2 protein-coding genes are annotated in these 2,802 nt (G+C 57.3%); both read left to right on the forward strand.

Annotated features, from left to right (window positions below):
- The first annotated feature begins 149 nt into the window (after window positions 1-149).
- A complete protein-coding gene (locus tag ASH01S_RS17400) occupies window positions 150-1,154 on the forward strand; it encodes a COX15/CtaA family protein (RefSeq protein WP_067929697.1) in 1,005 nt (334 codons plus the stop codon).
- Window positions 1,155-1,595: 441 nt separating this feature from the next.
- On the forward strand, window positions 1,596-2,786 hold the full coding sequence (locus ASH01S_RS17405; protein ID WP_067929698.1) for an FAD-dependent monooxygenase: 1,191 nt from the start codon (window positions 1,596-1,598) through the stop codon (window positions 2,784-2,786).
- The last annotated feature ends 16 nt before the right edge of the window (window positions 2,787-2,802 follow it).

The raw sequence follows: 2,802 nt of genomic DNA on the forward strand, positions 1-2,802 counted from the left end.
GCCAATCTCTGTTCCTGCCACGGAATACCTGTTCGAAGATTGGCACATCTAACATTCCAGCAGTCCCTCTCAAGTTGTCAAGGTGTGTAATCGTGAGAATGAGAGAGTAAATAGAAGAAAGCACTAGTTTATAGTGGGAGGGAAGAAGTATGGCGGTAACGTTCGGATCGGCCGGGGCGAAGCCGGGCAGACGGGCGGGAGATGCGCAGAAGCGTCTGTGGCAATTGAGTCTCGCCACGTTTCTCTGCGTCTTTCTGGTCAATACGCTAGGCTTTCTCGATACGGTGACGGGATCAGCCTTGGGGTGCGGTCGCAACTGGCCGCTGTGCAACGGACAGCTGGTGCCCAGCCGCTGGTCCTCGGCGGTGGTTATCGAGTATTCGCACAGGCTGGCCGTCCTGCTTGATATGGTGCTGTTTGTTTGGCTCGCCGTGGCCTTGTTGCGTTACGCGCGCAAGAACCGCACCCTGATGCTGTGTCTGGGGCTTCTGTGCGCGGGCATTGTGCTGGAGGCCGTCCTTGGCGCCCTGGCGGTCCTGTTTGTCAATCCATCGGCCATCATGGCGGCGCATGTCACCATTGCCATTTTGTCCTTTGTCGGCACCTTCCTGCTGGTCATCTTCCTGTGGCCGGGCGCCGCCAAAAGTAGGTTTGGTCCCAGGCCCTCTCCAGCCGCTATCACCGCCCATCCCGCGGCCGCTTCTGTCCAGTCGCTGCAGCCGCGGGTGGCCCGCTGGTCTGCGGGTGCGGTGCTGTACGTGTACATCGCGTTGTACATCGGCGCTTACGCGGCGAACACCGGATGGGGGGCCGCGTTCAAGGGGTGGCCGATCCCGTTGGAGTCGCCGGCTCTCTCGGGCGGCGTGTTCTGGTTGGATGTGCTCCACCGCAGTGTCGCGCTCGGCATGCTGATTCTCGCCGGCTACCTGTGGCGGCTGACACGGCCGCTGAAAGAATGGCGGCCGGAGTTGCACACGGCCAGCCGCTGGTTCCTCGTGCTGGTGCTGCTCCAGGCGGTATCCGGCGGCATCCTCATCGCCGCGCACATCGCCCCCTGGGCGTTTCTGCTGCATGTGACTGTGGTTTCGTTCCTGTTTGCGACGGTCTGTTACTTGGCGTTGGCAGCGAGGCGGAAGGGGGCGTCACGGGGATAAGGTTACTGGACACGGATGACGTCCCGCGGACAGTGAAAGCCTACGTCTGACACCAGAGCCGACGGATGCGGCCTTCGGCTCTCAAATTGTGCATTCACAAGTGCGCGACCATCTGCCGATGGTCCTTTTTTTTGTGTGTTTGTATGGTGCCACTTTCCTGACGACAGATTCTATAGATTTTTTGTTCCATGGTTTCCTGACGGAGTTGATCTACCGTTTGCTCTTGCCATAAAATAATGAATGTCATTTAGTAATATTATTATATCACTAAATGACATGAAGCTGAGAGGCTGGGAAGGGGGGATTCCGACGGCACGGCCAATCCTTGTGCCGATTGAATCCGCCTTCGCCGGATATTGAACAAGTCCTGGCATAGGTTTGAGTGGGGAAACTACGGTAAAGGAGAGGGTCAAGACGACTACGACGCAGACAGGAGCACTTTTGGTTGTCGGCGGGGGTATTGGGGGGCTGAGCGCGGGCTTGGCTTTAGCTCGCGTCGGGCAGGATGTGTGGGTTTTCGAGAAGGCTCACGAGTTTCGCGAGATTGGCGCGGGCCTGCAATTGGGGCCCAACGCGGTGCGTGTGCTTGATTGGCTCGGGGTCTACGATGCCCTGTCGGAGGTGGCTTTCTTCCCGCATAGATTGGTTCTCCTGGACGCGATTGCCGAACGGGAACTCGGGGTGCTCGACCTAGGAGAGTCTTTCCGTGCGCATTTCGGCTACCCATATCTTGTTGCGCATCGCTCGGACTTGCTCGACGTGCTTCTCCGGGCATGTAAGGATTCACAACATGTGCATTTGCTTCCCAATCACACGGTCGAGCGGGTGGAGAACATTCCCGGCGGTGCGCGTGTGGTTTGTGACAACGGCAATGAGTTTATTGGCAAAGCCGTGATTGCCGCTGATGGTCTGTGGTCGGCGACCAGAGGTCTCATTCACAAAGATGATCCCGTCTGTAAGGGGTATGTCGCCTATCGTGGTACCTTGCCCATCGAACAAGCAACGGAGCACCCGTGGTTGGACGACGTGGTGATGTGGATTGGACCAGGCATGCATTTTGTGCAATATCCGATTCGTCGGGGAGAATTGTATAACCAAGTTGCCGTGTTCGAAAGCCCTCGATTCTTGAACGGCGAATCCGAGTGGGGAACTCCGGAAGAATTGTTTGAGTATTTCGGCATGTGCGCTCCAAGGGTGCAGGAGGCTCTGCGCAACATTCATACAGACAGGCACTGGGTCATGAATGACCGTGAACCGATTCCAAACTGGACAGATGGCCGAATTACCTTGCTGGGCGACGCGGCTCACCCCATGTACCAGTACATGGCGCAAGGGGCCTGTCAAGCCATTGAGGACGCGGCTTGTCTGGCCGAAGCTGTGAGAGACTTCACACCGGATATGGAGAAAGCGTTTGCTCTCTACCAACAGCAGCGGATTCCACGGACATCCCGCATTCAAACCAGTGTCCGTGTGTGGGGAGACATCATCCATACGCGCGACGCCACGGCGGCCTTGTTGCGCAATACCATCATGAGCAACCGGGCCCCCGATGACTTTCAGTATGTGGAGTGGATTTATGGTTTTAACCCACTCCAATCCCCAGCAACAACCCAGACGGCGGATACCGCCTGAGAAATTTCGAGCCAAG

Origin of the sequence: Alicyclobacillus shizuokensis NBRC 103103, assembly GCF_001552255.1 — a bacterium.
GTDB lineage: Bacteria > Bacillota > Bacilli > Alicyclobacillales > Alicyclobacillaceae > Alicyclobacillus_G > Alicyclobacillus_G shizuokensis.